The sequence below is a fragment of the Amycolatopsis mediterranei genome (assembly GCF_026017845.1).
In the GTDB taxonomy this organism is placed as follows: domain Bacteria; phylum Actinomycetota; class Actinomycetes; order Mycobacteriales; family Pseudonocardiaceae; genus Amycolatopsis; species Amycolatopsis mediterranei.
Map to the genome: position 1 here is coordinate 1,042,658 of NZ_CP100416.1, position 25,281 is coordinate 1,067,938.

Annotated in this window: 27 protein-coding genes; 13 read left to right on the forward strand and 14 right to left on the reverse strand. The window is 72.8% G+C overall.

The genetic code is table 11. The annotated features are described in order from the left end of the window. Positions 1-95: 95 nt before the first annotated feature. The 4 genes from ISP_RS05060 to ISP_RS05075 all read left to right on the forward strand — a co-directional run bounded on the left by ISP_RS05060 (position 96) and on the right by ISP_RS05075 (position 3,021). Complete coding sequence (locus ISP_RS05060; protein WP_013222909.1) at positions 96-1,025, forward strand: esterase/lipase family protein; 930 nt, start codon at positions 96-98, stop codon at positions 1,023-1,025. A gap of 68 nt (positions 1,026-1,093) precedes the next feature. After that, positions 1,094-1,519: a hypothetical protein gene (locus tag ISP_RS05065; RefSeq protein ID WP_013222910.1), complete on the forward strand. Its 426-nt coding sequence runs from the start codon at positions 1,094-1,096 to the stop codon at positions 1,517-1,519. A 133-nt stretch (positions 1,520-1,652) separates the two neighbouring features. After that, on the forward strand, positions 1,653-2,468 hold the full coding sequence (locus ISP_RS05070) for a DUF1206 domain-containing protein (protein ID WP_013222911.1): 816 nt from the start codon (positions 1,653-1,655) through the stop codon (positions 2,466-2,468). Positions 2,469-2,580: 112 nt separating this feature from the next. Beyond that, positions 2,581-3,021, forward strand: coding sequence for a DoxX family protein (locus tag ISP_RS05075; protein WP_013222912.1), 441 nt, complete (start codon positions 2,581-2,583; stop codon positions 3,019-3,021). A gap of 50 nt (positions 3,022-3,071) precedes the next feature. Here the strand turns inward: ISP_RS05075 and ISP_RS05080 are convergent, their stop codons facing one another. After that, complete coding sequence (locus ISP_RS05080) at positions 3,072-3,776, reverse strand: TIGR03089 family protein (protein ID WP_013222913.1); 705 nt, start codon at positions 3,774-3,776, stop codon at positions 3,072-3,074. Positions 3,777-3,885: 109 nt separating this feature from the next. Between ISP_RS05080 and ISP_RS05085 the strand changes: the two genes are divergently transcribed. Then, entirely contained in the window at positions 3,886-4,722 is an 837-nt protein-coding gene (locus tag ISP_RS05085; RefSeq protein WP_013222914.1) for an NAD(P)H-binding protein, read from the forward strand. Here ISP_RS05085 and ISP_RS05090 read toward each other — a convergent pair. Both ISP_RS05090 and ISP_RS05095 read right to left on the reverse strand, forming a co-directional pair. Further along, on the reverse strand, positions 4,715-5,914 hold the full coding sequence (locus ISP_RS05090; protein WP_013222915.1) for an LCP family glycopolymer transferase: 1,200 nt from the start codon (positions 5,912-5,914) through the stop codon (positions 4,715-4,717). The genes ISP_RS05085 and ISP_RS05090 overlap by 8 nt on opposite strands. A gap of 217 nt (positions 5,915-6,131) precedes the next feature. Further along, entirely contained in the window at positions 6,132-7,658 is a 1,527-nt protein-coding gene (locus ISP_RS05095) for an LCP family protein (RefSeq protein WP_013222916.1), read from the reverse strand. 137 nt (positions 7,659-7,795) lie between these two features. Between ISP_RS05095 and rfbB the strand changes: the two genes are divergently transcribed. Both rfbB and rfbD read left to right on the forward strand, forming a co-directional pair. Continuing rightward, positions 7,796-8,785: a dTDP-glucose 4,6-dehydratase gene (gene rfbB, locus ISP_RS05100; protein WP_013222917.1), complete on the forward strand. Its 990-nt coding sequence runs from the start codon at positions 7,796-7,798 to the stop codon at positions 8,783-8,785. 5 nt (positions 8,786-8,790) lie between these two features. Beyond that, positions 8,791-9,696 carry a dTDP-4-dehydrorhamnose reductase gene (gene rfbD, locus ISP_RS05105; protein WP_013222918.1) on the forward strand — a complete coding sequence of 302 codons (906 nt, stop codon included), beginning with the start codon at positions 8,791-8,793 and terminating at the stop codon, positions 9,694-9,696. Here the strand turns inward: rfbD and ISP_RS05110 are convergent. Genes ISP_RS05110 through ISP_RS05120 form a run of 3 tightly spaced genes read right to left on the reverse strand, consistent with a single transcriptional unit; the run spans position 9,682 to position 14,239 of the window. Continuing rightward, complete coding sequence (locus ISP_RS05110) at positions 9,682-10,767, reverse strand: glycosyltransferase family 4 protein (protein WP_013222919.1); 1,086 nt, start codon at positions 10,765-10,767, stop codon at positions 9,682-9,684. The two genes, rfbD and ISP_RS05110, sit on opposite strands and share 15 nt — an antisense overlap. After that, positions 10,760-13,270 (reverse strand): glycosyltransferase, encoded by a 2,511-nt coding sequence (locus ISP_RS05115; protein ID WP_013222920.1) that lies wholly within the window; start codon positions 13,268-13,270, stop codon positions 10,760-10,762. The genes ISP_RS05110 and ISP_RS05115 overlap by 8 nt, the downstream gene beginning before the upstream one ends. A 33-nt stretch (positions 13,271-13,303) precedes the next feature. After that, complete coding sequence (locus ISP_RS05120; protein WP_176742155.1) at positions 13,304-14,239, reverse strand: glycosyltransferase family 2 protein; 936 nt, start codon at positions 14,237-14,239, stop codon at positions 13,304-13,306. 9 nt (positions 14,240-14,248) lie between these two features. On the opposite strand from ISP_RS05120, the gene ISP_RS05125 reads away from it, so the two are divergent. The 3 genes from ISP_RS05125 to ISP_RS05135 all read left to right on the forward strand — a co-directional run bounded on the left by ISP_RS05125 (position 14,249) and on the right by ISP_RS05135 (position 17,468). Continuing rightward, on the forward strand, positions 14,249-15,325 hold the full coding sequence (locus tag ISP_RS05125; protein WP_013222922.1) for a glycosyltransferase family 4 protein: 1,077 nt from the start codon (positions 14,249-14,251) through the stop codon (positions 15,323-15,325). A gap of 84 nt (positions 15,326-15,409) precedes the next feature. Beyond that, positions 15,410-16,540, forward strand: coding sequence for a glycosyltransferase family 4 protein (locus tag ISP_RS05130; protein ID WP_013222923.1), 1,131 nt, complete (start codon positions 15,410-15,412; stop codon positions 16,538-16,540). A 67-nt stretch (positions 16,541-16,607) separates the two neighbouring features. Further along, complete coding sequence (locus tag ISP_RS05135) at positions 16,608-17,468, forward strand: glycosyltransferase family 2 protein (RefSeq protein ID WP_176742156.1); 861 nt, start codon at positions 16,608-16,610, stop codon at positions 17,466-17,468. Here the strand turns inward: ISP_RS05135 and ISP_RS05140 are convergent. Next, positions 17,465-17,929 (reverse strand): hypothetical protein, encoded by a 465-nt coding sequence (locus ISP_RS05140; RefSeq protein ID WP_013222925.1) that lies wholly within the window; start codon positions 17,927-17,929, stop codon positions 17,465-17,467. The genes ISP_RS05135 and ISP_RS05140 overlap by 4 nt on opposite strands. Before the next feature lie 141 nt (positions 17,930-18,070). Here ISP_RS05140 and manB point away from each other — a divergent pair, with 141 nt between their 5' ends. Together manB and ISP_RS05150 are read left to right on the forward strand one after the other, a co-directional pair. Continuing rightward, complete coding sequence (gene manB, locus ISP_RS05145) at positions 18,071-19,159, forward strand: mannose-1-phosphate guanylyltransferase (RefSeq protein ID WP_013222926.1); 1,089 nt, start codon at positions 18,071-18,073, stop codon at positions 19,157-19,159. Positions 19,160-19,163: 4 nt separating this feature from the next. Next, positions 19,164-20,060 carry a DNA-3-methyladenine glycosylase family protein gene (locus ISP_RS05150; RefSeq protein ID WP_013222927.1) on the forward strand — a complete coding sequence of 299 codons (897 nt, stop codon included), beginning with the start codon at positions 19,164-19,166 and terminating at the stop codon, positions 20,058-20,060. 115 nt (positions 20,061-20,175) lie between these two features. Here the strand turns inward: ISP_RS05150 and ISP_RS05155 are convergent, their stop codons facing one another. The 7 genes from ISP_RS05155 to ISP_RS05185 are packed head-to-tail and all read right to left on the reverse strand — an operon-like array spanning position 20,176 to position 24,921. Further along, positions 20,176-20,445, reverse strand: a complete 270-nt coding sequence (locus ISP_RS05155; protein ID WP_013222928.1) for a hypothetical protein — start codon at positions 20,443-20,445, stop codon at positions 20,176-20,178. Then, positions 20,445-20,810 carry a GntR family transcriptional regulator gene (locus ISP_RS05160; protein ID WP_013222929.1) on the reverse strand — a complete coding sequence of 122 codons (366 nt, stop codon included), beginning with the start codon at positions 20,808-20,810 and terminating at the stop codon, positions 20,445-20,447. The genes ISP_RS05155 and ISP_RS05160 overlap by 1 nt, the downstream gene beginning before the upstream one ends. Beyond that, positions 20,807-21,274 carry a hypothetical protein gene (locus ISP_RS05165; RefSeq protein ID WP_013222930.1) on the reverse strand — a complete coding sequence of 156 codons (468 nt, stop codon included), beginning with the start codon at positions 21,272-21,274 and terminating at the stop codon, positions 20,807-20,809. The genes ISP_RS05160 and ISP_RS05165 overlap by 4 nt, the downstream gene beginning before the upstream one ends. Before the next feature lie 27 nt (positions 21,275-21,301). Further along, a complete protein-coding gene (locus ISP_RS05170; RefSeq protein ID WP_013222931.1) occupies positions 21,302-21,847 on the reverse strand; it encodes an NUDIX hydrolase in 546 nt (181 codons plus the stop codon). Further along, a complete protein-coding gene (locus ISP_RS05175) occupies positions 21,844-23,247 on the reverse strand; it encodes a coenzyme F420-0:L-glutamate ligase (protein WP_378251324.1) in 1,404 nt (467 codons plus the stop codon). The genes ISP_RS05170 and ISP_RS05175 overlap by 4 nt, the downstream gene beginning before the upstream one ends. Further along, complete coding sequence (cofD, locus tag ISP_RS05180) at positions 23,183-24,172, reverse strand: 2-phospho-L-lactate transferase (protein WP_037374073.1); 990 nt, start codon at positions 24,170-24,172, stop codon at positions 23,183-23,185. The genes ISP_RS05175 and cofD overlap by 65 nt, the downstream gene beginning before the upstream one ends. Next, positions 24,169-24,921: a GNAT family N-acetyltransferase gene (locus tag ISP_RS05185; protein WP_013222934.1), complete on the reverse strand. Its 753-nt coding sequence runs from the start codon at positions 24,919-24,921 to the stop codon at positions 24,169-24,171. The genes cofD and ISP_RS05185 overlap by 4 nt, the downstream gene beginning before the upstream one ends. 58 nt (positions 24,922-24,979) lie before the next feature. Between ISP_RS05185 and ISP_RS05190 the strand changes: the two genes are divergently transcribed. Then, complete coding sequence (locus ISP_RS05190; protein WP_013222935.1) at positions 24,980-25,162, forward strand: hypothetical protein; 183 nt, start codon at positions 24,980-24,982, stop codon at positions 25,160-25,162. Positions 25,163-25,281 lie beyond the last annotated feature (119 nt).

Sequence of the window (25,281 nt, forward strand, 5' to 3'; positions counted from 1 at the left end):
GAAATTCACTCACCAGGGGGAGGTCCGGACAAGTTACTCGCGCGTTAAACCCTCGGTGACGCGGGTCACCATCGGTTCACAGAGAGGTGAAGCGGATGGGCGCAACGACGCGCAGGTGGCTCACGGCCGCCGCGGCTGCGGTGGCGGCACTCGTACTGGGGGCGGGGACCGGCCGAGCGGCTGAACGAGAACCCACCGGGCCCGTCCAGCCCACCATCCTCACCGCCGCGCTGTACTCGCTCGGGGCGCCCACCATCGCCCCGCCCGGGGCCAATGACTGGAACTGCAAGCCCTCCGACCGGCACCCGAACCCCGTCCTGCTCTCCAACGGGACCACCGCCAACGCCTACGAGAACTGGGCCAACCTCTCGCGGAAGCTCGCCGACGCCGGGTACTGCGTCTTCGCCGGGAACTTCGGCGGGGCGCCCGGCTCCTTCCTGCAGACCGTCGGGCCGATCGCCGACACCACGAAAGCGCTTGCCGCCTTCGGGGACAAGGTCCTCGCGGCCACCGGGGCGGCGAAGCTCGACGTCGTCGGGCACTCGCAGGGTGGGATGAACGTCCGGTACTGGATCAAGTACCTCGGGGGCGCCGGCAAGATCAGCCGGCTGGTCGGGCTGTCGCCGTCCAACCACGGGACCGATCTCTTCGGCCTGCTGAGCACCCTCGAGCGGATCCCCGGCGTGCCGGTCGCGCTCGGGACCGCCTGCCAGGCCTGCAACGAGCAGGCCGTCGGCTCGGACTTCCTCACCGACCTCAACGCCGGTGGGGAAACCGTGCCCGGCATCCAGTACACCGTCATCCAGACCCGCTTCGACGACGTCGTGACGCCGTACACCAGCGCCTTCCTCGAAGCCGCTCCCAACGTGAAGAACGTCCTGCTCCAGAACGTCTGCGGGCTCGACTTCACCGACCACCTCGGCATCACCTACGACCCGGTCGCCGAGGGGCTGGTGCTCAACGCGCTCGATCCCGCGCACGCGAAGACGCCGCCCTGCGTGTTCGTGCCGCCCGTCATCGGCTGAGTTTCGCCACATGAGACATAACCCACCGCCGGGGCGGATTTCCGCTCCGGCGGTGTCACGCTCGAAGCATGTATTGGCCGGTTCCGGCGTCTTGGACGCCCCACGACGAAGCCGAGCTGGTCGCCGGCTGGCGGCTGTGGCTCGAGCTGTCCGATCGCGCTTGGCCGACCGCCGCCTGGGACGGGACCCCGGCCGGTGCCGTCCGCCAGCTGCGTGACCTGCTCGCCGCGTGCGACGAGATCGAGACCGCCTACCGCGCGGCCGCCGACGCACCGTCGCCCGGGTTCCTGAGCCTGACGCAGGGGCTCGCCGTCACGGCGGGCTCGGCCATCTCGCTGTGGTTCGACGACTTCGACCAGCTCGACGGCGAGCGCGCGGCGCTGCTGCACGAAGACCTCACCCGGTTCGCCGAGCAGGCGGAACAGGTGCTGACGCTGCTCGCCGTCAACGGCGGCTGGGCCGGCCTCGACGAGGTGCGGCGCCGCCCCGCCTGACGGCGCGGGGAGTCCACATGCGACGGCCTGTAGCGGGCCGGTCGCGCTCACGAGCCCGGATCCGTCCAACGTCGCAACGACGTTGCCCCACTCGGCCCAGCCGATCATGAAGCGGAATGGGTACTCAGAAGGCATGAACCGGACAGAGGCCACCGCCGAACGAGGCGAGAAGAGCAACACCGCGCAACTGCTCGGCCGCGCCGGCATGGCGTGCTACGGAGTCGTGCACCTCGTGCTCGCCTACCTCGCCCTGCAAGTCGCCTTCGGCAGCAGTGAGCAGGCCGACCAGAAGGGCGCACTCGAGCAGATCGGCTCGACGGCGTTCGGCCAGGTCCTGCTCTGGGTCGTCGCCATCGGACTGGTCCTCTTCGGGCTGTGGCAGTTCCTGATGGCCGCCACCGGCTACGAGTGGGTCAGCGGCGGGCAGCGGACGCGCAAGCGGATCGGTGCCGCCGCCCGTGGCGTCGTCGTCCTCGTGCTGGGTTTCACCGCCTTCCGGCTCGCCACCGGCAGCAGCAGCGGTGGGTCGAGCAGCCAGAAGCAGCAGGAGTTCACCGGCAAGCTGCTGTCGCTGCCGGCCGGGCCCGTCTTGGTGGTCCTCGTCGCGGTGGCGGTCCTCGGAGTGGCGATCGCCGCCGGGATCAAGGGCGCGAAGCAGAAGTTCCTCGTGGACCTCAACACGTCCGAACTGCCGGCCAAGTCGCGCCGCTGGGTCGCCTGGCTCGGCACCACCGGCTACCTCGCCAAGGGTGTCGTCCTCGCCGTCGTCGCGGTCCTGCTGGCCATCGCCGGGTTCGACTCCGACGCGCACAAGGCGGGCGGCCTGGACGCCGCGCTCAAGACGCTCGCCGCCCAGCCCTTCGGTACCGCGCTGCTGACCGTGGTGGCCCTCGGGCTCGCCGCGTTCGGCGTCTACTGCTTCCCGGCCGCCTGGACGCACAAGCGCTGAGCGGTGCCTGTCGGTTTCCTGTCGATCACGCTCCGGAGCTTCGGGTGCGGTGCCCGGTGCCCTACTTTGGGTCGGGTCAGTTGAATATTCACCTACCCGGGAGCTGAAACCGATGTTCGGACGATTCAAGGACGTGGCCCTGTTGCTGGGGAGGATCGGCGTCGCGGTCGTCTTCCTCGCGCACGGGCTGCAGAAGTGGAACAACGGCATCGACGGCACGGCGAAGTTCTTCGAGATGTCGGGCATCCCGCTGCCCACGGCCGCCGCGGTCTTCGCGATGGCCGTCGAGATCCTCGGCTCGGTCGCCTTCATCGCCGGCTTCCTGCTGCCGCTCGTCGGCATCGGCTACGTCATCATCTCGGTCGGCGCGCTGCTTTCGGTGCACATCGACAACGGCCTGACCGGCCAGGGTGGCTACGAGCTGGTCCTGGTGCTGGCGCTCGCCGGGCTGGCCCTCGGCTTCAACGGCGGCCGGCTTTCGCTCGACCACCTGCTGTGGGGCCGCAAGCGCGCCCGCCGCGACGCCGAGGTCGGCGAACTGCAGAACGCCTGAACCCCGTAGCAGGTGTGAAGGCCACCTCGCCCGAGGTGGCCTTCACGCTGTTACTCCGGGAGGTCCGCCGTGGTGCGTTCCGCGTCCCGGCGTGAGGCGAGTTTCGCCGGGTCCGCGTTGCTGACGTGGACCAGGTGAGCGCCCGCGGCCAGGGGGACGAGCAGGCCGTCGAGGATGCCCTCCGGGCCGTCCCAGTCCCGGGTCGACAGCACGCGGTCGGCCGCGGTGAGGCCGAGTTTCGCGGCGCGGGCCCTGGCTTCGGTCAGTACCTCGTCCACAGTGGACTCGAAGAGCGCGGCCGTGGTGCCCGGGATCGGGAAGAGCGGGCGGTACTGGTCGGCCGCCAGCCGTGACTCGGTGAGGTAGTCGAACGCGCCGCCGCCCGGCGGCTCGGCGAGACCGCGGCCCATCGGGTCCAGCGTCACGACGGCGGTGGCCGCCGCGCCGGTCGGTTCCGGGTCGTCCGGCCCGACGAACGCCACCCGCGCGCCCACGCCTTCGGACACGACGCGCGCCCCGCACCACCACGCCCCGAGCAGCACGCCGACGGTCTGCCAGTGCGCCGGGAGCTGCACCGCCACCGCGTCGCCCGGCTCGACGTCGAACTCTTCGGTCAGCCAGTTGGCCGTCTTCGCCGCCCAGTTGGCGGTGGTCGCGACGGACAGCTCGACGCGGCTGCCCAGCTGGTCGTCGTAGTGGGTGATCAACGGTTGGGCGGCCGGCAGCGGGCGCAGCAGCTCGTCGGTCAGGCTCATGGGGACAAGGCTAAAGCGCGGACCACGCGCGGCGCCGGTTGACACCGGATGATCGACCTCAGTACGTTTGCTTTGAAAGCAAACGTTATCTCGGAAGCTGGGGAGCATCATGACCATTCTCGTCACCGGGGCCACCGGACACATCGGGCGCGCGGTGGTCGACGCGCTCGTCGCCGCAGGTCAGGACGTCCGAGCGGCGAGCCGTGACGCCGCGAAGCTCGACGTGCCGGACGGCGTCGCGAAGGTGAGCGCGGACCTGGAGGACGCCTCGACGCTGGACCCCGCGCTCGACGGCGTCTCCGCGGTGTTCCTGTACACGCGGCCACAAGGCATCGAAGGGTTCGTGAAGGCGGCCGAAGCGGCCGGGGTGCGGCACGTCGTCCTGCTGTCGTCGGCCGCGACGCTCGAACCTGATGCCGCGCAGAGCCGGATCGCCGGGCTGCACCGCGCGGTCGAGCAGGCCTTGGCCGCGGGGGCGTTCGCTTCCACGGCGTTGAACCCGGGCGCCTTCGCGACGAACACCCTGGGCTGGCGCGCGGACATCGCGGAGGGCGTCGTCCGCACGGCGTACCCGGACTCGCGGACGGGGGCGATCCACGAGCGGGACATCGCCGACGTCGCGGCCCGGATCCTGATCGACGGCTCACACGACGGGGCGTCGCTCGCGCTGACGGGCCCGGAGCCGATCTCGTTCCGCGAGCAGGCCGCGGTGCTCGCGGACGTCCTCGGCCGGCCGTTGCCGGTCGAAGAACTGACGAAGGACCAGGCGATCGAGCGCATGCTGGCGCTGGGCTGGCCGGCGGACGTGCCGGTGTCGGTCCTCGGGGCCTGGGAGCGGACGACACGGGAGCCGTCGCTGGTGACGGATGTGGTGCGCGAGGTGACCGGTCACGCGCCGCGGACGTTCCGGCAGTGGGCGGAGGACCACCGCGCCGACTTCAGTTGACGCAGGGGACTCCGGGCGAGTCTCGGAGCAGCGGCGCCGCGGCGGGGGCGGCGCCGCTGCCCGAGCCGCCGCCGGCCGCGGAGGTGGGGACCGCCGTCGAGCTGCCGCCGACCGGGGGCCCTCCGGGTGCCTGGGCCGCGGCCGGGGCCGGGCGGCCCGCCAGGCTCGCCACGAACTCGCGGACCGCCGTCAGGTCGATCTGCACGATGCTCTGCCCGTCGGCGCTGCGGCCGTTCGCCGTGACCACCGGGATCGTCGCGAACGTCAGCTCGCCCGAGGCGATCCCCCTGGCCTGCTGGGCGAACTGCAGCAGGTCGAGGCCCGGGTCCAGGGTCAACGACCGGTGCACCGCGTCCATCAGGTCGTTCAGCGTGCCGGGGCTGGTCAGGGTGCCCGCCGAAAGCAGCTGGTGCAGCGCCGACGACAGGAACGCCTGCTGCCGGACGATCCGGTCCAGGTCGCCGCGCGGCAGGTTCTTCCGCTGCCGGACGAACGACAGCGCCTCGCCGCCCGAGACCGTCTGCTCGCCGCGGCGGAAGTTCGCGCCCGAATCCTTGTCCTCGGTCGCGTGGTTCAGGCACACCTTGACGCCGCCGAGCGCCTCGGTCAGCAGGTAGAAGCCCAGCAGGTTGATCTCCGCGTAGTGGTCGATCCGCACCTGCGTCAGGTCCTGCACCGCCTGCACCAGCACCCGGCGGCCCTCGGTGTCGGAGTCGCGCTCGATCTTCGCCTGGTCGCGCTCGCCCTGCCCGCGCAGCACCTGCGCGAAGTGCGCCTTCGCGACGCCGTACGCCGAGTTGATCTTCGCCTCGCCGCGGCCCGGGATCGCTGTCCACGTGTCGCGCGGGATCGAGACCGCCGACGGCTTGCCGCCGTTCTTCGGCACCCGCAGCACGATCACCGTGTCGGTGTTCACCGCGCCGTCGTTGGATTCGGTGCGCAGCTGCCGGAGCACCCGCACCGGCAGCGCGTTGCCCTGGGCGTCCGTGCGCGCGTCGCTGCCGACGAGCAGGATGTCCTCCGCGCCGTCGTCCGCGGGCGGCGGCGCGGGCTCGCCGGCCCGCGGGGTGAGCGCGTCGGTCGTCGGGACCGTGTTCTGCAGCTGGTCCTTGGTGACGTAGACGTAGCCGCTGGCCCCGAGCGCGAGCAGCGACACCAAGCCGACCACGACCCGGCGGCTCACCCGGCCCACCCGACGCATCCGCGACGGCGGTGCAGCGGCAGCCTGCCGCGGAACCGGCGACGGCTTCTGTGTCGTCCGGGGCTTCGCCCCGGGCCGGGGGCTTCGCCACCCGGACCCCCGCAAACGGTGGTCGTCGCTGTGCGTCACCGGATCGGCCGTCGCCTCCGGTTCTTCCTGGTCGCCTGCCACGCTGGCTTACCTCCCCCGAACACCCTGCGTACGCAGTCTAGTTGACGCAGGGAACGTCGCCCGCCGTGATCGGCGGCGCGGCGGGGGTGGGCGCCGCCGACGTGGCGGCCGGCGGCTTGGCGGCCGTCGACGTCGGCGCGGCGGCCGGGCTCCGGAAGTCCTTGCCCAGCAGCACGCGCACGTGCCCGGCCGGGACGTCCCGGTCCGGCTCGGCCTGCACCGCGGTGCCCAGCGCCTGCTTGACCAGGCCCAGCGCGGTGTCGTCGGCCGGGTTGTACCGGACGACCGTCGTGGTGCGGACGCCCAGCCGCTGGTCGGCGGCGAGCGTGAAGCCCTTGTCCTGCAGCATCGTGTGCGTCTGGCCGGCCAGCGACGGCGTGCCCGAGCCGTCGAACAGCTCGACCGTGACGGCCTTCGCCCCGGGCAGCTGCGTCGACGCCGGAACCGCCGAAGTGCCGCCGTCCGAGGTCAGCCGCGCCACCTCCGCCGCCACCTGGGCCGGGTCGACGCGCAGCACGTCGGCGCCGCCGATGGTCGCGTTGCCCAGGGTGGGGATGGTGTGGAACTCGATGTTGCCGCCGGTCAGGCCGCGCATCTGCGCGGCGAACTCGGTCAGGTCCCAGCCCTGCGACACCACGACGGACTTCTTCACGGCCGTCACCAGGTCGGCGATCTTCACCGGGCTGGTCAGCACGTCGCTCGAGATCACCTTCCGGGCCAGGCCGGAGAGGAACGCCTGCTGGCGGGCGATCCGGTCGAGGTCGTAGTTGGGCAGGCCGTAGCGCTGGCGGACGAAGGCGAGCGCCTGCACGCCTTCGATCGTCTGGCGGCCGCCCGGCAGGTCGACGCCGGACTTCGTTTCCTTGACCGGGCCCTTGAGGCAGACTTCGACGCCGCCGATGGACTTGGTGATCTCGTAGAAGCTCGCCAGGTTCACCTCGGCGTAGCGGTCGATCATGCCCGGCTTGCCGATGAACTTCTCGAGCGTGGCGATGAGGTTCTTGCGCCCGGCGACCTTCGCCTGCGCGTCGGCTTCCTTGAGGTCGGTCATGCCCTGGCGCTGCAACGCCCGGTAAGTGTCCGTGTACGCGTAGACGAACGCGCTGTTGAGCTTGTGCTTGCCGAAGCCGCCGGCCAGTTCCACCCACGAGTCGCGGGGGAACGAGACCGCGATCGCGTGCTTCCCGTTCTGGGGGATGTGCACGAGGATCATCGTGTCGGTGTTCAGTTCGCCGTCGGAGACGCCGGCGTGCAGCATGTCCAGCACCTCGCGCGGCAGCGGGTTGCCCTGCGCGTCGGTGCGGCTGTCCTGCCCGACCAGGAGGATGTCGATCGCGCCGTCGAGCGGCTTCGCGTGCGCCTCGGTGTCGGCGAAGACGTTCGTGGTGGTCAGGCCGGTGGTGGGATCGCCGATGTACTGCCAGCCGTACCAGGTCAGGGCCAGCACGACCACCGACAGCAGGGAAACCACGACCTTGCCGCCGCGGCGGGCGAAGACCGCGGCACCGCGGCCGGTGTCCGGCCGCCGGCGCGCCGGGATGGCCGGCGCAGCCTGTTCGGTCACGCGCTTCCTCCCCCTGCGACCCCGTGCTTCCCCCAGGACACCGGTGTGTCTCCAAGAAGACTCTACTGAGGCCGTTGTGGGACCTCCGTAGGCTGGGGGCGGATTGCCCCGTCCGGGGTGTGAGGAAAGGCGGGAAGATGCGGGTCCTGGTCACCGGTGGTGCCGGCTTCATCGGGTCGCACTACGTCCGGCAGGTGCTGACCGGCGCCTACCCGACGCTGCGCGACGCCGAGGTGGTCGTGCTGGACAAACTCACCTACGCGGGTAACGAAGCCAACCTGGCCCCGGTCGCCGCCGACCCGCGGCTGAAGTTCGTCCGCGGCGACATCTGCGACACGGCGCTGGTCACCGAGGTGATGACCGGTGTGGACCTCGTCGTGCACTTCGCGGCGGAGTCCCATGTGGACCGCTCGATCCTCGGCGCGGCCGACTTCGTGCTGACGAACGTGCTCGGCACGCAGAACCTGCTGCAGGCGGCCCTGGAAGCCGGCGTCGGCAAGTTCGTGCACGTGTCCACCGACGAGGTGTACGGCTCGATCGAGCACGGTTCGTGGACCGAAGACCACCTGCTGGAGCCGAATTCGCCCTATTCGGCGTCGAAGGCGTCCTCCGATCTGGTGGCGCGGTCGTTCTTCCGCACCCACGGGCTGCCGGTGTGCATCACCCGGTGTTCCAACAACTACGGTCCGTACCAGTTCCCGGAGAAGGTCATCCCGCTGTTCGTCACCAGCCTGCTCGACGGGGGGAAGGTGCCGCTCTACGGTGACGGGCTCAACGTCCGTGACTGGCTGCACGTGGACGACCACTGCCACGGCATCCAGCTGGTCGCCGACGGCGGCCGGCCGGGCGAGATCTACAACATCGGCGGCGGCACCGAGCTGACCAACCGGTCGCTGACGGAGAAGCTGCTGGAGGCGGTCGGCGCGAGCTGGGACAGCGTCGAGCCGGTCGAAGACCGCAAGGGCCACGACCGCCGATACTCGGTGGACATCACGAAGATCAGCCGGGAGCTGGGGTACGCTCCGCGCGTCTCCTTCGAGGACGGTCTGGCCGCGACAGTGGCGTGGTACCGGGACAATCGCGCGTGGTGGGAGCCGCTGGCCGGACGGGCCGCGCTGAAGAAATAGAGGAAGTGTTCGTGCCGCTGACGGTGCTGGTGCCCGGGGGTTCCGGGCAGCTCGGCCGGGATCTCGCCGCGCTGGCGTCCCCTTCGGTGGACGTCGTGGCCCCGGGTTCGGCCGAGCTGGACGTGACGGTGACGAGCCAGGTGCTGGCCGCGGTGGGGGCGCTGGCCGAGCGGGCGCGGGAAGCGGGTTCGGCGCCGGTGGTCGTCAACGCGGCGGCGTACACGGCGGTCGACGCGGCGGAAACCGACGAGGAGCGCGCGTTCGCGGTGAACGCGGACGGGCCGCGGGTGCTCGCGGCGGCGTGCGCGTCCCGGCGGGTGCCGCTGATCCACGTGTCGACGGATTACGTGTTCCCGGGTGAGGCTTCCGCGCCGTACGAGCCTTCGGACAAGCTGGGCCCGCGCAGTGCTTACGGCCGCACGAAGGCGGCGGGCGAGGACGCGGTGCTCGGGTCGGGGGCGTCGTCGTGGGTGGTGCGGACCGGGTGGCTCTACGGGCGTTCCGGCTCGAACTTCGTGAAGACCATGGCGCGGCTGGAGTCTTCCCGGGACACCTTGTCCGTTGTGGACGATCAGGTCGGCGGTCCCACGTGGACGGCCGACCTGGCGGCGGGACTGCTCGAGCTGGCGTCCCGGGTGGCGGCCGGCGAGGGGCCGTCGCAGCGGATCCTGCACTGCACCAACGCGGGGGAGGTGAGCTGGTGCGGGTTCGCGCAGGCGATCTTCAAGCACCTGGGCGCGGACCCGTCGCGGGTCCGTCCGTGCACGTCGGCGGAGTACCCGCAGGCGGCGACCCGGCCGGCGTACTCGGTGCTGTCCCCGGCCTCGTGGCTGGAAGCGGGGTTGACCCCGATGCGGTCGTGGGAAGAGGCGCTGGACGCCTACTTCGCGGCCGGGTCAGTGACGCCCTGAGGCCAGCCGGTAGGCGCCCACCGTCAGCTCCGCGCACGTGCGCCACGTGAAGTTCGCCGCGTGCGCCCGCCGTGACGCCGAGGTCGCCACCGCGTGCGGGTCCGTCACCGCGGTCCGCAACGCCTCCGCGAGGCCGTCCACATCGCCGTACGGGACCAGGCTGGCGCATTCGCCCGCCACCTCGCGCAACGCCGGGATGTCCGTGCAGACCACCGGGACGTCGGAGGCCATCGCCTCCAGCACCGGCAGCCCGAACCCCTCGTCGCGGGAGGGCAGCACCAGCGCCGACGCGCCCGCCACCACCGTCCGCAGGTCCACATCGGACAGATAGCCGGTCTGGCACCTCCGCGGGCCGCGGGGGAACGGACCCGGGCCCGCGAACACCAGGTCCGGCAGGTCCGGCGCCGAGTCGTGGGCCCTGGCCAGCCAGTCCAGGCCCTTGCGCGGCCCCGCGGCGCCGGCGAAGAGCAGGTACCGGGCCGGGAGCCCGAGCCGCGCCCGGCGCTCGTCGTCCGGCGGGCGCGCCGTGAACCACGCGGGGTTCACGCCCAGCGGCGTCACCACGATCTTGTCGCGGGCGACGTCGAGGCGTTCCGCCACCGCGTCCGCGACCGCGGCGGTCGGGGTGCAGATGACGTTCGCCCGCCGCGCGCCGCGGCGGACCAGCTCCGGCAGGCCGTGATCGCTCGGGGCCAGCTCCGCCGGGTTGTCGAAGAAGGCCAGGTCGTGGATCGTCACCACGCCCGCCGCGCGGAAACGGCCCGGCAGCACGAAGTTCGTGCCGTGCACCACGTCCGTCGGCCCCGCGAACACCTCCACCGGCGGGAAGTCCGAACGCTGCCACGCCATCCGCAGCAGCCGCGCCGCCACCGGCATCCCGCGGGCGCGGGCGCCGTACGGGAGCACGTGCCGCAGCCGCCGCCAGCCGCGCAGCGTGAACGCCACCGCGCGCGTGTCGACCTCCGGGATCGACACCAGCTCTTCGATCAGCGCGGACGTGTACCGGCCGATCCCGGTGCGCGAGCCGAGCAGCGGGGTGCCGTCGAGGAGAACGCTCAGTGACCTAGCCACGGCGGAGCCGCTGCTTCACGAGCTTGAGCGCCCGGCCGCCGGCGCGCCGCGCCAGTTCGGCAGGCCCGCCCGCGTCGAGGTACTCGCGGATCAGGTCCACGTCCCGCCGCAGCATGGCCCGGCCGCGGACCGGCGGCGTCGTCACCAGGTCCGCCGATCCGGGCAGCCGGTCGGCGGCCGGCCGCGGGTCGCGGCAGAACTCCACCAGCGGCTTCAGCGCCTCGGGCCACGCGAACCGCTGCGCGACGACGGCGAGCCGCTCGACGCAGCCCGCGGCGAATTCCTCGTCGTACAACGCCTTTTCGAGCGCGTCGGCCAACGCGGCGTCGTCTTCGGCCGGGACGACTACGCCGAGCTTCTCCGCCCGGACCAGGTCGGCGAACGCGTCGCCGTCGGTGGTGACGATCGGCAGCCCCGCCCACAGGTAGTCCAGCACGCGGGTGCGGAACGCGAACGTCGTCTCGACGTGCTCGTAGTGCGTGGTGACGCCGCAGTTCGCGTCGAGCAGCCAGTTCTGGCGCTCGTGGTAGGGCACCCACTGCTCGTTGAAGTAGACGTGCTTGCCGGTCAGCCCCAGCGCATCGGCCAGCCGCATCGTCCGTGTGCCGATGTCCATCTCGGCGACCTCGGGGTTCGGGTGCTTCATGCCGAGGAACACCAGCCGGACGTCGCCGCGGCGGCGGCGCAGCTGCTCGATCGCGCGCACCAGCGTCAGCGGGTCGAACCAGCTGTACACCCCGCCCGCCCACAGCACGACGTGGTCGGTGCCGCCGATGCCCAGCGACGAACGCAGCCCCGGCCCGGTGCGCACCGGCGGCTCCGGCGGCAGGCCGAAGGGCACGACCGCGAGCAGCGACTGCGTCGTCGGGTCGGCGTCGTAGAGCCGCGGTGAAAGCCGGCCCATCGCGGCGAGGTGCCCCAGCCAGAAGTGCCGCTGCCGCTCGGACGCGCAGAGGAAGAAGTCACCGCGTTCGAGCTGGGCGTCGAGGACGCGGGTCACGCCGGCGAGGTCGGCCGCGCGCTGGTCGTCGGCCACGCCCTTGCCCTGTTCCAGCAGCTCCAGGTGCATCGGGTCGTACAGGTCGGCGACGACGATCTTGCCGCTGTGCTGCTTCTTCAGCGACGGCGCCAGCTCCAGCACGTGCCCCTGCAGGACGACGACGTCGGCCCAGGCGATCGGCGCGTCCAGCTCGCGGTGCTTGCCCGCGCTCACCCGGAACGGCGCCGGCGGCGGCGTCGCGAGGGGGTTGGTGGTGACGAGGTGGACGTCGTGTTCGGCGGCGAGCGCGAGGGCGATGTTCCAGGCGCGGATCGCCGGGCCCGCCATCCGCTCGGTGAGCGCGTCGCCGGTGAGCACCAGGACCTTCCGGCGCTGCCCGAAGGCCTTCTCGATGCCGAACGCCTCGACGAGGATGTCGTGCGCGGCCAGGTAGCGCGGGAGCGGATACGCCGGCTCCAAAGCCTTGCGCAGCAACGGAAGCAGGTCGGCGTCGGTGCGGACGCGGGCCGCCTGTTCGACCGCGCGGGACGCGGCCAGCGCGGGCAGTTGCTCGACGAACTGGTCGATGGCCAGCAGCCCGGCGAGCGTGGTGCGGGGGATGGCGACGTCGCCGGACTCGATCGGGCCGACACCCTGTTCGAGGTCGAGCTGGGTGGCGTCGAGCTCGCCGCGTGCGGTGGCCCGGCGCACGGCCAGGGCGAGCGCCGCGGGCAGCGCGCGGGCCAGGGTCTCGTCGGAGAGGTTCTTGTACAGCGCGGCCAGGGCGTTGCGCTCCAGCAGGAACGTCTCGCGACCGGTCTCGGGTGCGTCGACCGACGCCATCGTGCCGTGGTGGCGGTGATAGGTCAGCGACTCCGGGACGTACCGGACGCGCCAGCCGCGCAGGTTGAGCCGCCAGCCGAGGTCGACGTCCTCGTAGAACATGAAGAACCGCTCGTCGAAGCCGCCGAGCTCGGCGAACACGCTCGCCCGGACGAACATCGCCGAGCCGGTGCCGAACAGGACGTCCTTCGCGACCTCGTGCTCGGCGGCCGGGACGTCGGCCAGCGGCGAACCGGCGTGGCGCTTGTAGCCCATGCCGAACCAGGTCAGGCCGCCGTCGACGAAGTCGGTGCCGGTGCCGTCCCAGTCGAGGACCTTGCTGGCCACGGCGGCGACGCGGGGCTGGGCGCGCAGCTCGGCGACGGCGGCGGAGACCCAGCCGGGTGCCGGGCGGGCGTCGTTGTTGAGGAAGGCGAGGACCGTGCCCTTCGCGTGCTTCGCGCCGAGGTTGCAGCCGCCCGCGAAGCCGGTGTTGCGGCCGGCCTCGACGACCTGGACCCGGGGGACGGCCTCGCGGATGCGGGCGGCCTCGGCTCCGTCGGCGGAGTTGTCGACGCAGATCAGCTCGAGCTCGGGGTAGTCGTGCTCGGCGAGCGCGCGCAGGCAGGTGATCGTGTCGGCGGAGCCGTGGTAGTTCACCACGATCACCGAGACGAGCGGTTGCGGATCCCCCTGCGCCAAAGCCAGCTCCTCGTCGTCGATCCTGGCGCAAGCTTAAAGGCCTGCCCATGCCTCCCAGACCGCGCCTCGGCCGAGCGCCGCGCGGCGGGTGATCTTGCGCCGGGCCCGCAACGTCGCAGGTAGCCGCAAGGCCACTTCGGCGAGGACCCGGCAGCGCAGGCCGAAGCGGAAGTTCGCCGCCGCCGGCCGCCCGGGCCGCAGTGGCAGCACCGCTGTCAACACGGCGAACCGGAGCAGCTGGTTCACCGCGACACCGCGGGGCGCGCAACGCAGCAGCATGAGCAGCCGGTTGCGCTCGTTCCAGCGGTGGAACAGCGGCGACCCCAGCTCGCTGCTGACGCCGTGGGCGTGCCGGACGCGGGCGTCCGGCGCCGCGACGACGTCCCACCCGGCCAGCCGCAGCCGCCACGCCGTGTCGGTGTCCTCGTAATAACAGAAGAATCCGGCCGGGACGCCGTGCACGCTCTTCAGCGCGTCGGTGCGCAGCAGCGCCGCGCCGCCGCAGAAGCCGAACACCTCGCCGGCGGGCTCGGGGACGTCGGCGCCGTGGCCGTCGGCGGTCAACCGGACGCCGGCCGACTGCGTGGTGCCGTCGGGACGCACGAGCCGGGACGTCGCCGCGGCGGCCAGCGGCGCCTTCTCGAGGGTGTCCTCCAGTGTCGCGAGCCAGTCCGGCGCCGGTTCGGCGTCGTCGTTCAGCCACGCCGTGAACGGCGTCCCGACCTTCCCGGCGGCGACGGCGAGCGCGCCCGCGTAGCCGGTGTTGCGCGGGAGGCGGAGCACTTCCGGGCGCGAAGGGTGGGCCGCGAGCAGGGCGGCGGTGCCGTCGGCGGAGGCGTTGTCGACCACGAGCGTCCGATGTGGACGCGTCTGCGCGGAGAGCGCGTCGAGGCAGGCCGTGATGTGCCCGGCACCCCGCCAGGTCACGACTACCACCGTGGTGGCGGGATTCGCGGTCACGTCCCGCACAATAGCCGCGTGCCCGAACTGGTCGTGCTCGCCGAGCAGCTCCTCGCGCCCGTGCCCGGTGGCACCGGGCGCTACACGGCCGAGCTGCTCCCCGCGCTGGCGAAGACCGCGCCGCCGGGCTGGACGGTGTCCAGCGCGGTCGCGCGGCACGCCGATGTCGGCGCGGCCCGGCTGGACGGTGTCGAGGGCCCGCGCGTGCTGCGGATCCCGCCGCGGGCGCTGGTCGCCGCCTGGCAAGCGGGCTTGCGCTGGTGGCCGGGCGGCGACGCGGTGCACGCACCGACGCCGTTCGCGCCGCCGCGCGCCCCGGCCGGGAAGACGCTGAGCGTGACCGTGCACGACACCGTGCCGTGGACCCACCCCGAGACGCTCACCGCGCGCGGGGTGAGCTGGCACCGGTCGATGATCGCGCGGGCGGCGCGGCGGGCGTCCGGGCTGGTGGTGCCGACGCGGGCGGTCGCCGACGAGCTCGCGGTGCTCATCGACGTCGACGTCCCGGTGCGCGTGGTGCCGCACGGCGTGCGGGTGCCGTCCGGCTCGGCCGAACTCGACCTCCCGGCCCGGTACGTGCTGGCCGTCGGCACGATCGAGCCGCGCAAGGGCATCGACGTGCTGGTCGACGCGGTCGCGGCGCTGGAGGGCACGGTGCTCGTGCTGGCCGGGCAGCCCGGCTGGGGCGCCATCGACCCGGCGGCGCTGGCGGCCGAGCGCGGCCTGCCCGCCGACCGGCTGCGGGTGCTGGGGAAGGTGACCGACGCCGAGCTGGCGACCGTGCTGCGCCGGGCCGACGTGCTGGCCGTGCCGAGCCTCGCCGAGGGGTTCGGGCTGGGGCTGCTGGAGGCGATGGCGGCGGGGATCCCGGTGGTGCACACCGACGTCCCGGCGCTGGCCGAGGTGGCGGGCGGGGCCGGCGTCATGGTGCCCCGCGGGGACGCCGCGGCGCTGGCTTCCGCGCTGCGGGAAGTGCTCGGTTCGCCGGCGAGGGCGGCGGAGCTGACCCGGGCGGGGCGGGAGCGGGCCAAGGCGTTCACCTGGCGTCGCGCGGCCGAGGCCGTCTGGGCGATCCACCGGCGGCCCCTCGGCTGAGCCGGGCCCCTGCCCGGTTTGCCAGTTCCTCACCATCACCCTGGGGTACCGCCGTACCCTGCAGGGGTGAGCGACGATCCCCGGGTGCTGATCGACGCGACCGCGGTTCCCGCGGACCGCGGCGGTGTCGGCCGGTACGTCGATTCGCTCGTCACCGCCCTCGACGCGGACGGGGCGCGGATCACCGTCGTCTGCCAGCCCCGCGACCTGCAGCTCTACGACCAGCTGGCGCCGAGCTCGCGCGTCGTACCCGCGTCGCCGGCCACGACCACCCGCACGGCCCGCCTGACCTGGGAACAAGCCACCCTCCCGCGGCTGGCCCGCCGGCTCGGCGCGGACGTCGTCCACTCGCCGCACTACACGATGCCGCTCGCGACGTCGGCCGCGTCGGTGGTCACGCTGCACGACGCGACGTTCTTCACCGACGCCGTGCTGCACTCGTCGGTGAAGGCCCGGTTCTTCCGCGCGTGGACGGCGACGGCGCTTCGCCGCGCGACACTGTGCGTGGTGCCCTCGACGGCGACGGCCACGGAGCTGGCCCGCGTCGGCCCGGTGCGGCACGCCTTGCTGGAAGTGATTCACCACGGCGTCGACAGCGAGCGCTTCCACCCGCCGTCCCCGGCGGAGGTCGCGGCGGCGCGCGCGGCCGTCGGACTGGGGCGGACACCGTACGTGGCCTTCCTGGGCGCGCTGGAGCCGCGGAAGAACGTGCCCGCGCTGATCCGCGGGTTCGCGCGCGCGGTCGCCGGCCGCCGGGACGCACCGGCGCTGGTGCTGGCCGGCCAGCCGGGCTGGGACACCCAGGTGGAGCGGGCGCTGGACGCGGTCCCGCACCGGCTGCGCGTGATCCGGGCGGGCTACCTGCCGTTCGGCACGCTGGCGGGCTTCCTCGGCGGCGCGGAGCTGGTGGCGTACCCGTCACTGGGCGAGGGGTTCGGGCTGCCGGTGCTGGAGGCGATGGCGTGCGGCGCGTGCGTCCTGACCACGCGCCGGTTGTCGCTGCCGGAGGTGGGCGGCGACGCGGTGGCGTACTGCGGGGTGGGCGCCGGCGACGTCGCGGCGGCGCTCGGTGAGCTGCTGGCGGACCCGGGGCGGCGGGCCGAGCTGGCGACGGCGGCGCAGCAGCGCGCGAAGGAGTTCTCGTGGGCCACGACCGCGGAACGCCATCGGGCGGCGTATGCGAAAGCCTGGTCGCGGCACCTGCGCACCCGGTGATTGCGGCCGGCGTGCCGCTGGGCCGGGGCACCCGGTTCACCCTCGGTGACGCGTGGACAATGGCCGGGTGACTGAGCAATCCCGCTATGGCGACGATGTCGGCGTCGTGACCGTGACCTACTTCTCCGAGGACACCATCGAGCGGTTCCTCGACACCCTCGAGAAGGCCACCGAACGCGAGGTCAAGGTGGTCGTCGCGGACAACGCGTCCCTCGAGGGTGCCCTCGAGCGGGCCACCGCCCACCGCAAGAACGTCCAGCTGCTCAGCATCGGGGAGAACGTCGGCTACGGGACCGCCGCCAACCGCGGTGTCGCCGAGCTCGACGACCGCTACGGCTGGGTCGTCGTCGTCAACCCGGACCTCGAGTGGGAGCCCGGGTCGCTCGACGCGCTCCTCGAGGTCGCCGGGCGGTGGCCGCGCGGGGGTGCCTTCGGGCCGCTGATCCACGACCTCGACGGCACCGTCTACCCGTCGGCGCGGCTCCTGCCCTCCTTCGGGCGCGGGATCGGGCACGCCGCCTTCGCGAAGGTCTGGCCCGGCAACCCCTGGACCAAGCAGTACCGGCAGGAGAGCGGCACGCCGGTCGAGCGCATCTCGGGCTGGCTGTCCGGCTCGTGCCAGCTGTTCCGCCGGGAGGCGTTCGACTCCGTCGGCGGCTTCGACACGCGCTACTTCATGTACTTCGAGGACGTCGACCTCGGCGACCGGCTGGCGAAGGCGGGCTGGCTGAACGTCTACGCGCCGTCCTCGCGGGTGACGCACGAAGGCGGCCACTCGACGTCGCAGGCGTCGCAGAAGATGCTCGCGGCGCACCACGCCAGCGCCTACCGCTACCTCGCCGACCGCCACCAGGGGCTCGCCTGGAAGCCGGTGCTGGCCGCCGTGAAGCTCGGCCTCGCGCTGCGGCTGAAGCTGGAAACCCGCTAGATCCCGTCGAGCCGGCGCGAAAGGTCGGACTTGCCGATGTTCTGCGTCACCGTCGGTACCAGGCCGGTGTCCTCCGGATCGGGCTCCTTCAGCGGGCTCGTGATCTGCTCGGCCTGGGGCCGGCGGGACAGCGGGGTGGGCTTCGGCATGGGCAGCGGCGTCGTCGGCGACGGCGTGCTCAGCGGGGTCGTCTGCTGCGGGCGGCGGCCGCCCTGGACCTCCATCCGCCGCGTCGGCGCCGAGCCGGCCAGCGGGTGGTCGTTCTCCTCGATCAGCGACGCCGGCAGCTGCGTGGTCGTGTCGGGGTCCTGGCTGCGGTCGAGCCCGTCGATCTGTGCCCGCGGGATCTGCTGGGTGTTCGACGAGTCCATCGGTGACGTCGCGCTGTCGGGTGTCACGACGAACACACCGCGCGCTTGGGCTCGTGCGAGCAGGGCGTCCGCCCGATCGCGGGGGTCCATCCCCTCGGCCTCCCGACTGACCCGGGGCCCTCTGGGGAAAGGCCCGCCTGTTTCCTGTCTAGGGTAGGCCCTCCGGGCGACCTCCGTGAGGGTTTCCCGCGGCTTGTCGCTCAGCGGTGCGTGATAAAAGAGGAGATTTCCGTGACGTCCGAGGTCCGAACCGACGCTGTCGACGCCGTCGTGCTGGTCGGGGGCAAGGGCACGCGCCTCCGGCCATTGACCCTGTCGGCGCCGAAGCCGATGCTCCCCACCGCCGGGACGCCCTACCTGAGCCACCTGTTCTCCCGCATCCGCGAGGCCGGCATCCGGCACGTCGTGCTGGGCACGAGCTACCGGGCGGAGGTGTTCGAGGAGTACTTCGGCGACGGCAAGTCCATCGGCCTCGACCTGGAGTACGTCGTCGAGGAGGAGCCGCTCGACACCGCGGGCGCGATCCGGAACGTGTACGACCGGCTCCGGGCCGACCACGTGATCGTCTTCAACGGCGACATCATCTCCGGCTCGGATCTCGGCGAGCAGCTGCGCGTCCACCGCGAATCCGAGGCCGACGTCACCCTGCACCTGCAGCGCGTGCCGGACCCCAGCCGGTTCGGGTCGGTGCCGACCGACGAAACCGGGCGGGTCCAGGCGTTCCTCGAGAAGACGCCGGATCCGCCGACCGACCAGATCAACGCCGGCTGCTACGTCTTCCGCCGTCCGGTGATCGAGGCCATCCCGACCGGGCGGCGGGTGTCGGTCGAGCGCGAGACGTTCCCGCAGCTGCTGGAGCAGGGTGCGCACATCCAGGGCTTCGTCGACGAGTCCTACTGGCTGGACGTCGGCACGCCGGAAGCGTTCGTGCGCGGCTCGGCCGACCTCGTGCGCGGCCTGGCGCCGACGTCGGCGCTGCCCGGCCGCCCCGGCGACTTCCTGGTGCTCGACGGCGCGTCGGTGGCCGAGGACGCCCAGCTGTCCGGCGGGTCGACGATCGGCGTCGCCGCGGTGGTGGGCCCGGGCGCGAAGATCGACGGCTCGGTCCTGTTCGACGGCGCGGCGGTCTCCGAGGGCGCGATCGTCGAGCGTTCGGTGCTCGGGCACGGCGCCCGCGTCGGCGCCGGCGCGGTGCTGCGCGGCGTGGTGCTGGGCGACGGCGTGTCCGTCGGGGCCGGCTGCGAGCTCCTCGACGGCGCCCGCGTCTGGCCGGACGTCGTCCTGCCCGACGGATCCGTCCGCTTTTCGAGCGACGCGTAGCCCGGTGTTCTGGCGTCCCGCGTTCGAGGTCGACCTGGGCCGGGTCCTGGGTCCGCTGAAGCGCGGCCGCGGGTCGCTCAACATCCTCACCGACGAGCGCGGCATCACCTGGCTCGCGTCGAACACCCCGGACGGCCCCGGAACGCTGGCGCTGCGCCCCCATCCGGACGGCCGCATCGAGGCCGCGGCCTGGGGCGACGCGAAGGACCGGCTCTTGAGCGGCGTGCCGGCGTTGCTGGGGGCCGACGACGACGATGCGGGGTTCGTCGCGCACCACGACGTCGTCGCGCGGGCCCGGCGGGCGAACCCCGGCCTGCGGCTCGGGTCGACCGGGGTGGTGTGGGACTGGCTGGTGCTCGCCGTGCTGGAGCAGAAGGTGGCGGGCAAGGAGGCGATCCGGTCGTGGGCCGAGCTGTGCCGCCGCTTCGGCACGCGCCCACCCGGCCCGGCGCCCGAGCGGCTGCGCGTGCCGCCGACACCCGCGGCGCTGAGGGCACTGCCGGACTGGCACTGGCACCGCGCGGGGGTCGACATCAAGCGCCGGACGGCTTTGCTGAACGCGGCGCGCGTCGCGGGTCACCTGGAGAGGGCGGTGGAGCTGCGCGGGCTCGAGGGCCGTCACTGGTTGCGCCAGGTCCCGGGCATCGGAGTCTGGACGGCGGCGGAGATCGCCCAGCGCGCTTGGGGCGACCCGGACGCGGTGAGCTTCGGCGACTACAACATCCCCTCGATGGTGGGGAATGCGGTGCTGGGGAACAAAATCGACGACGCGGGGATGGCCGAGGTGCTGGCACCGTACGCGCCGCAGCGGCAGCGAGCGGTCCGGTATCTGGAGGCGGCCGGGCACACGCGGCCACGGTTCGGGCCGCGGATCGAGCTGCGCGACTACCGCGCGATGTAGGCCGACGCCGCGGCGAGCGGTGGTCGCAGGTGGCGTGGCCGCCGCCCTCGAAAGCCGAAAGGCCGCCATCGTGGCAGGACTGCCATGATGGCGGCCCCTTGAAGGCAGCGCGCTACTACTGCGTGGGATGACCAGGCGGCGGTGGCGGGTATGGCGGCTGCTGTCCCGGGAAACCGGGCGGTGGCTGCTGGCCGGGATAACCCTGCTGCGGCCCCGGGTACCCCGGCGGCTGCTGCACCGGAAAGCCCTGCTGCGGCGGGTATCCCGGATACTGCGGCGGGTACGGCGGCGGCTTCGGCTTGCTCGCGTTGACGATGAGCAGCACCACTCCGGCGATGCCGGCGATCACCACCAGGATGATCAGCAGCATCAGCACGCTCACCATCAGCTCTTCCCCTCGTCGAGTGCCGCGCGGACGATCGACAGTGCCTCGGCGTCGTCGAGGCCGAGCCTGCGGGTGGTCTTCGCGTACTCCGCCGCCGCCTGCTGGGCCCGGCGGCGGCTCTGGTCGCCCGCCGCCGCGACGAAGCTGCCTGCTCGGCCGCGGGTTTCGATCAGGCCCGCTTCCTCCAGCTCGCGGTACGCCCGCGCCACCGTGTTCGGGGCGATTCCCAGGTCGGCCGCGAGCTGCCGGACCGTGGGCAGCTTCGTGCCGACGGCCAGGCTCCGGTCGTTGATCCGCGTCGCGAGCCCGGACCGGACCTGCTCGAACGGCGGGACCGGCGAGCTGCTGTCGAAGGGAATGATCACCAGCTCTGTGGACCCGCTCCCGGCCCCGGCAGCTGCTGCTGCGGCGGGAACGACGGCCCCTGCGGCGCGTACTGCTGCGGCGCCGGCGGATATCCCGGCTGCTGCGGGAATCCCTGCTGCGGTGAAGGCGGCGGGGTTCCCGGCGCGAAGCCCGGCTGCGCAAATCCCTGCGACGTTGGCGAACCCGGCTGCGCAAACCCCTGCGACGACGGCGGCGAACCCGGCGCCGGCCCGAACCCCGGCTGAGCAAACCCCTGCTGCGGCGGCAAGCCCGGGTTCGGCGGGAACTGCCCGCCGTTCTTCATCGCCTCTTCGCGGCGCATCTTCGTCACCCGCACCACCACCGCGATGACGAACACGATGACACCCAGGACGATCAGCCCGAGCACGATGTACCCGAACACGCCGGTGTCACCGCCACCGCCGGAGTGGTAGTGCACCCGCTCCGGGAACTGTGCAGCCATGTGGTCCCTCCCTGTCCGCGAACCAGGCTATCGCCCGGCACCGACAGGAACGGCCGCTTTCACCAGATCGGCGAGATCCTCCGACCCGGCCGGGAGCGCGTCCGCCGGCCACCACCGCAGGTCGTCGGACTCGTCGCTGCGCACCGGCGACGCGCCCGGTGGGGCGTGCACCGCGAACCGGACGTCGAAGTGCCGGGTCGGCACGCCCAGCGAGCACGTGATCGCGTGGACGTCCAGGTGCACCGGCTCGGCCGCGATCCGCAGCCCGGACATCCCCGACTCCTCGGTGGCCTCCCGCAGCGCCGCCCCGGCCAGCGACGCGTCCGACGGCTCGCAGTGGCCGCCCAGCTGCAGCCACCGCCCGACCCGCGGGTGCAGCGTCAGCAGCACCTGCGTGCCGGTGTGGTCCAGCACCACCGCCGACGCCGTCAGGTGCCCGGCCTCGCACGACCGCTGACAACTGTCCGAACGAGCGGCGAGGAAGCCGAGGAACGCCTGGCGCAGCGACTCCTGGGAAGCGACAGCAGGCCGCCACGACGACAGCGTCGCGACGGCGTCCGCGTGCAGGCTCACAGCTCCAGCAGCCCTTCGCCGGCCAGGGCCGGGCCGCGCGGGTCCGGCTCGGTGAGCGGTACGCCGATGGCGACCGAGCCCAGCGGCTGCCAGCGCTCGTCCAGGCCGAGGACGTCGCGGACGACGTCGGCGGCGAAGATCGTCGACCCGATCCAGCACGAACCCAGGCCCTCGGCCGCCAGGGCGACCAGCAGGCCCTGCACCGCGGCGCCGCCGGCGACGGTGAACATCGTCTTCTCGCAGTCGTTGCGCCGGTCGTCGCGGTAGGTGTGCGCGCCGTCCGGGACCAGGAACGGGATGACGACTTCCGGGGCCCGGTACAGGATGTCGCCGCGGCTGAGCCGCTTCGCGATCTGCTCCGGCGTGAACTCGTCCCCGGACAGGTCGGCCTGCCACGACTCGCGCATCGCGTCGAGCAGCTTCTTCCGGACGCCGGAGTCACGCAGCCAGACGAACCGCACCGGGTGCGTGTGGTGCGGCGCGGGGGCGGTCAACGCGGACCCCACCGCCCGCCGGATCGAGGTGGGGGAGACCGGCTCGTCCGCGAAGTGCCGCACCGAGCGCCGGGCCGGGACCGCCTCGCGCCGGCCCTGCGCGACGGCCTCGTTGACGCCCAGCCGGAAGAGGTCCTCCTCCAGCGGGCGGATCAGGTTCCGCGCGGTCGAGCCGTCGTCCTCGGGGAAGAACCCGCGCACGACCGCGACCGGCGTCCCGCCCAGCTTGCCCTTCACGAGGTCGGCGGCCGCGGCGAGCTCGTCGGCGACGGCGACCTCGGTGACGGCCAGCTCGTTGCCCTGCCCGTCGATCTGTCCCTGGTAGGCGTGCAGCACGCGCAGTCCGGACGAGCCGATGGCGGCGTCGGTCTGCCCGACCCGCCACGCGCGGCCCATCGTGTCCGTGACGACGACGGCGACCTCGACGCCGAGCCGCTCCCGCAGCCCGTTGCGCAGCGCCAGCGCCGACGCGTCCGGGTCGGCCGGCAGCAGCGCGACCTCGTCACCGGCCACATTGGACGCGTCGATCCCGGACGCGGCCTGCACGATCCCCAGGTGGTTCTGGGTGATCACCGTGCGCGCGATCCGGGCGACGATCCGCACGGCTTCCTGCTCGACGAGCTTCCGGCGTTCGGCGTCACGGGCTTCCGGGTCGGACGGCACGCGCACGAGCCTGCCCTCGGCCTTGGAGACGATCTTGCTGGTCACGACCAGGACGTCACCGGAGCGCAGCCAGGGCGCGGCCGTCACGATCGCGCCGGTCAGGTCGTCGCCCGGGCGGAACTCCGGCAGCCCGGTGACGGGCAGGATCTCCAGTTTCGGGGCGGCGTGGTCGGTGGTGTCAGGCAACGGGGGCTCCAGCCAGTTCCAGGGCGGCGCGGGCCATCGCCGCGGTCGCGTCCACATCGGACATCAGCAGCGGGACGTCGCGGACGGTCACACCCGGCACGTCCGCCGTCTCGCCTTCGGCGATCAACCAGCCGTCGAGCACGCCATCAGCCTGGCGCGAGCCGTAGTGGCGGCCCACCGCCTCGGCCGAGGTCTCGACGCCGATCGCGGTCAGGCACGCGTCGGCCATCCCGCGCAGCGCCTTGCCGCCGATGATCGGCGACACCCCGACTACCCCGGCCGAAGTCTTGCGCAGCGCGTCCCGCACGCCCGGCACGCCCAGCACGGTGCCCACCGAGACGACCGGGTTCGACGGCGCGAACAGCACGGCGTCGGCCCCGGAGATGGCCTCCAGCACGCCCGGCGCCGGCTTGGCCTCGTCGGCGCCCACCGCGACGATCGAGTGCGCCTTCGGCTCGGCGCGGTAGCGCACCCACCACTCCTGGAAGTGGACGGCCTTCTGCTGCCCGTCCTGCTCCGGGTCGTCGATCACGACGTGCGTCTCGACCCGGTCGTCCGACATCGGCAGCAGCCGGACGCCGGGCTGCCAGCGGTCGCACAGGGCCTCGGTGACCGCCGAGAGCGGGTAGCCCGCGCGCAGCATCCGCGACCGGATCAGGTGGGTGGCGATGTCCTTGTCGCCGAGGCCGAACCAGCTCGGCTCGGCGCCGTAGGCGGCCAGCTCCTCCTTGACGACCCAGGTCTCGCCCGAGTGCCCCCAGCCGCGTTCGGAGTCGATCCCGCCGCCCAGGGTGTACATGCAGGTGTCCAGGTCGGGACAGATCCGCAGCCCGTGCATCCAGACGTCGTCGCCGGTGTTGACCAGCGCCGTCACCTCGTGCTCGGACTCGGACGCACCTTCCGGTGCCATGCCCAATGCCGCCTTGACACCCAGCAGGAACCGGGCCCCGCCCACTCCGCCGACCATTACCACGATCTTCACGACGTCGAATCCTCGCACGAGCCGGGTGCGGGCACCCAGTACCGGTATCTGTGGTGCGGGGCGTAGCCGAGCCCCGCGTAGAGCGCGAGCGCGCCCGAATTCCCCTCCGCGACCTGCAACACCGTGCGGTGCGCTCCGTGTTCCGCACCCCAAGTCTGCACGGCGCCCATCAGCGCCGACGCCAGCCCGCGGCGGCGGAAGGCGGGGGACACCGCCAGCCGCCCGACGTGCAGCCAGTCGTCGACCAGGGCGGCGCGGACGGCGCCGGCGACGCTGCCGCCGGCCACCGCGACGCCGTAGCCGACCTTCCCGCCGGTCAGGACCTGCCGCGCGGCGGGGGAGTCCTCGTCCGGGCGCAGCGTGAGCTCCCACCAGCCGGGCGCGGGCTCGTCGCCCACCGTGACACCCCGGACGGCGGGCGCGGGGACCGACGGCGCGGTGAGCACCTCGACCTCGTGACCCGCGCCGTGCCCGGTGGCCGGCACCCACCCGGCCGCGGCGATCGCGCCTTCGTTCGGGCTGTCCCGGACCACCTGCACCATCGGGGTGATCCCCCGATCGTGGGCGAAATCACACACCGCGCGCAGGGCCTCGGCGAGCGGCCGGCCGGGGTCGCCGACGGCGAGTGCGCTGTTGGCGCGCCCGGTGAACCCGGCCGCCCAGCGCAGGCGCCACTCACCCAGGGGATCCTCGACCAGGGGCGGCCATGCTTTGCTGCACGTGATTTCGAGCTTCTCTCGGGCGTTCACCGCTAGATTGTGACGGAGGCGGTGAAAGTCGCGGAGCGGATTTCGGCAGGAGGTGACCGTGGGTATCCAGCGCAAGGACGAGCGGCACAACGAGAAGCTCGTCGACGAGATCGCCGAAGGGTTCAACCGAGCCGTGGGGGAGAAGAAGCCCGAAAGTGACACCGACGAGGCGCCCAGGCCGCGCTTCGTCATCACCGGCGACGCCCGGGCCACCCCGCCCCCGCGCCGGCGGCAGAGGTGAGCCCCATACCCGGAGTATGGCTAAGGCTTGCCTCACCAATCGAACGGGTGCCGACGCCGCGTAATGTCGGCACCGACTGGCTGTTTGCAGAGACTGTCTTTGCAGAGATATGCGGGAGT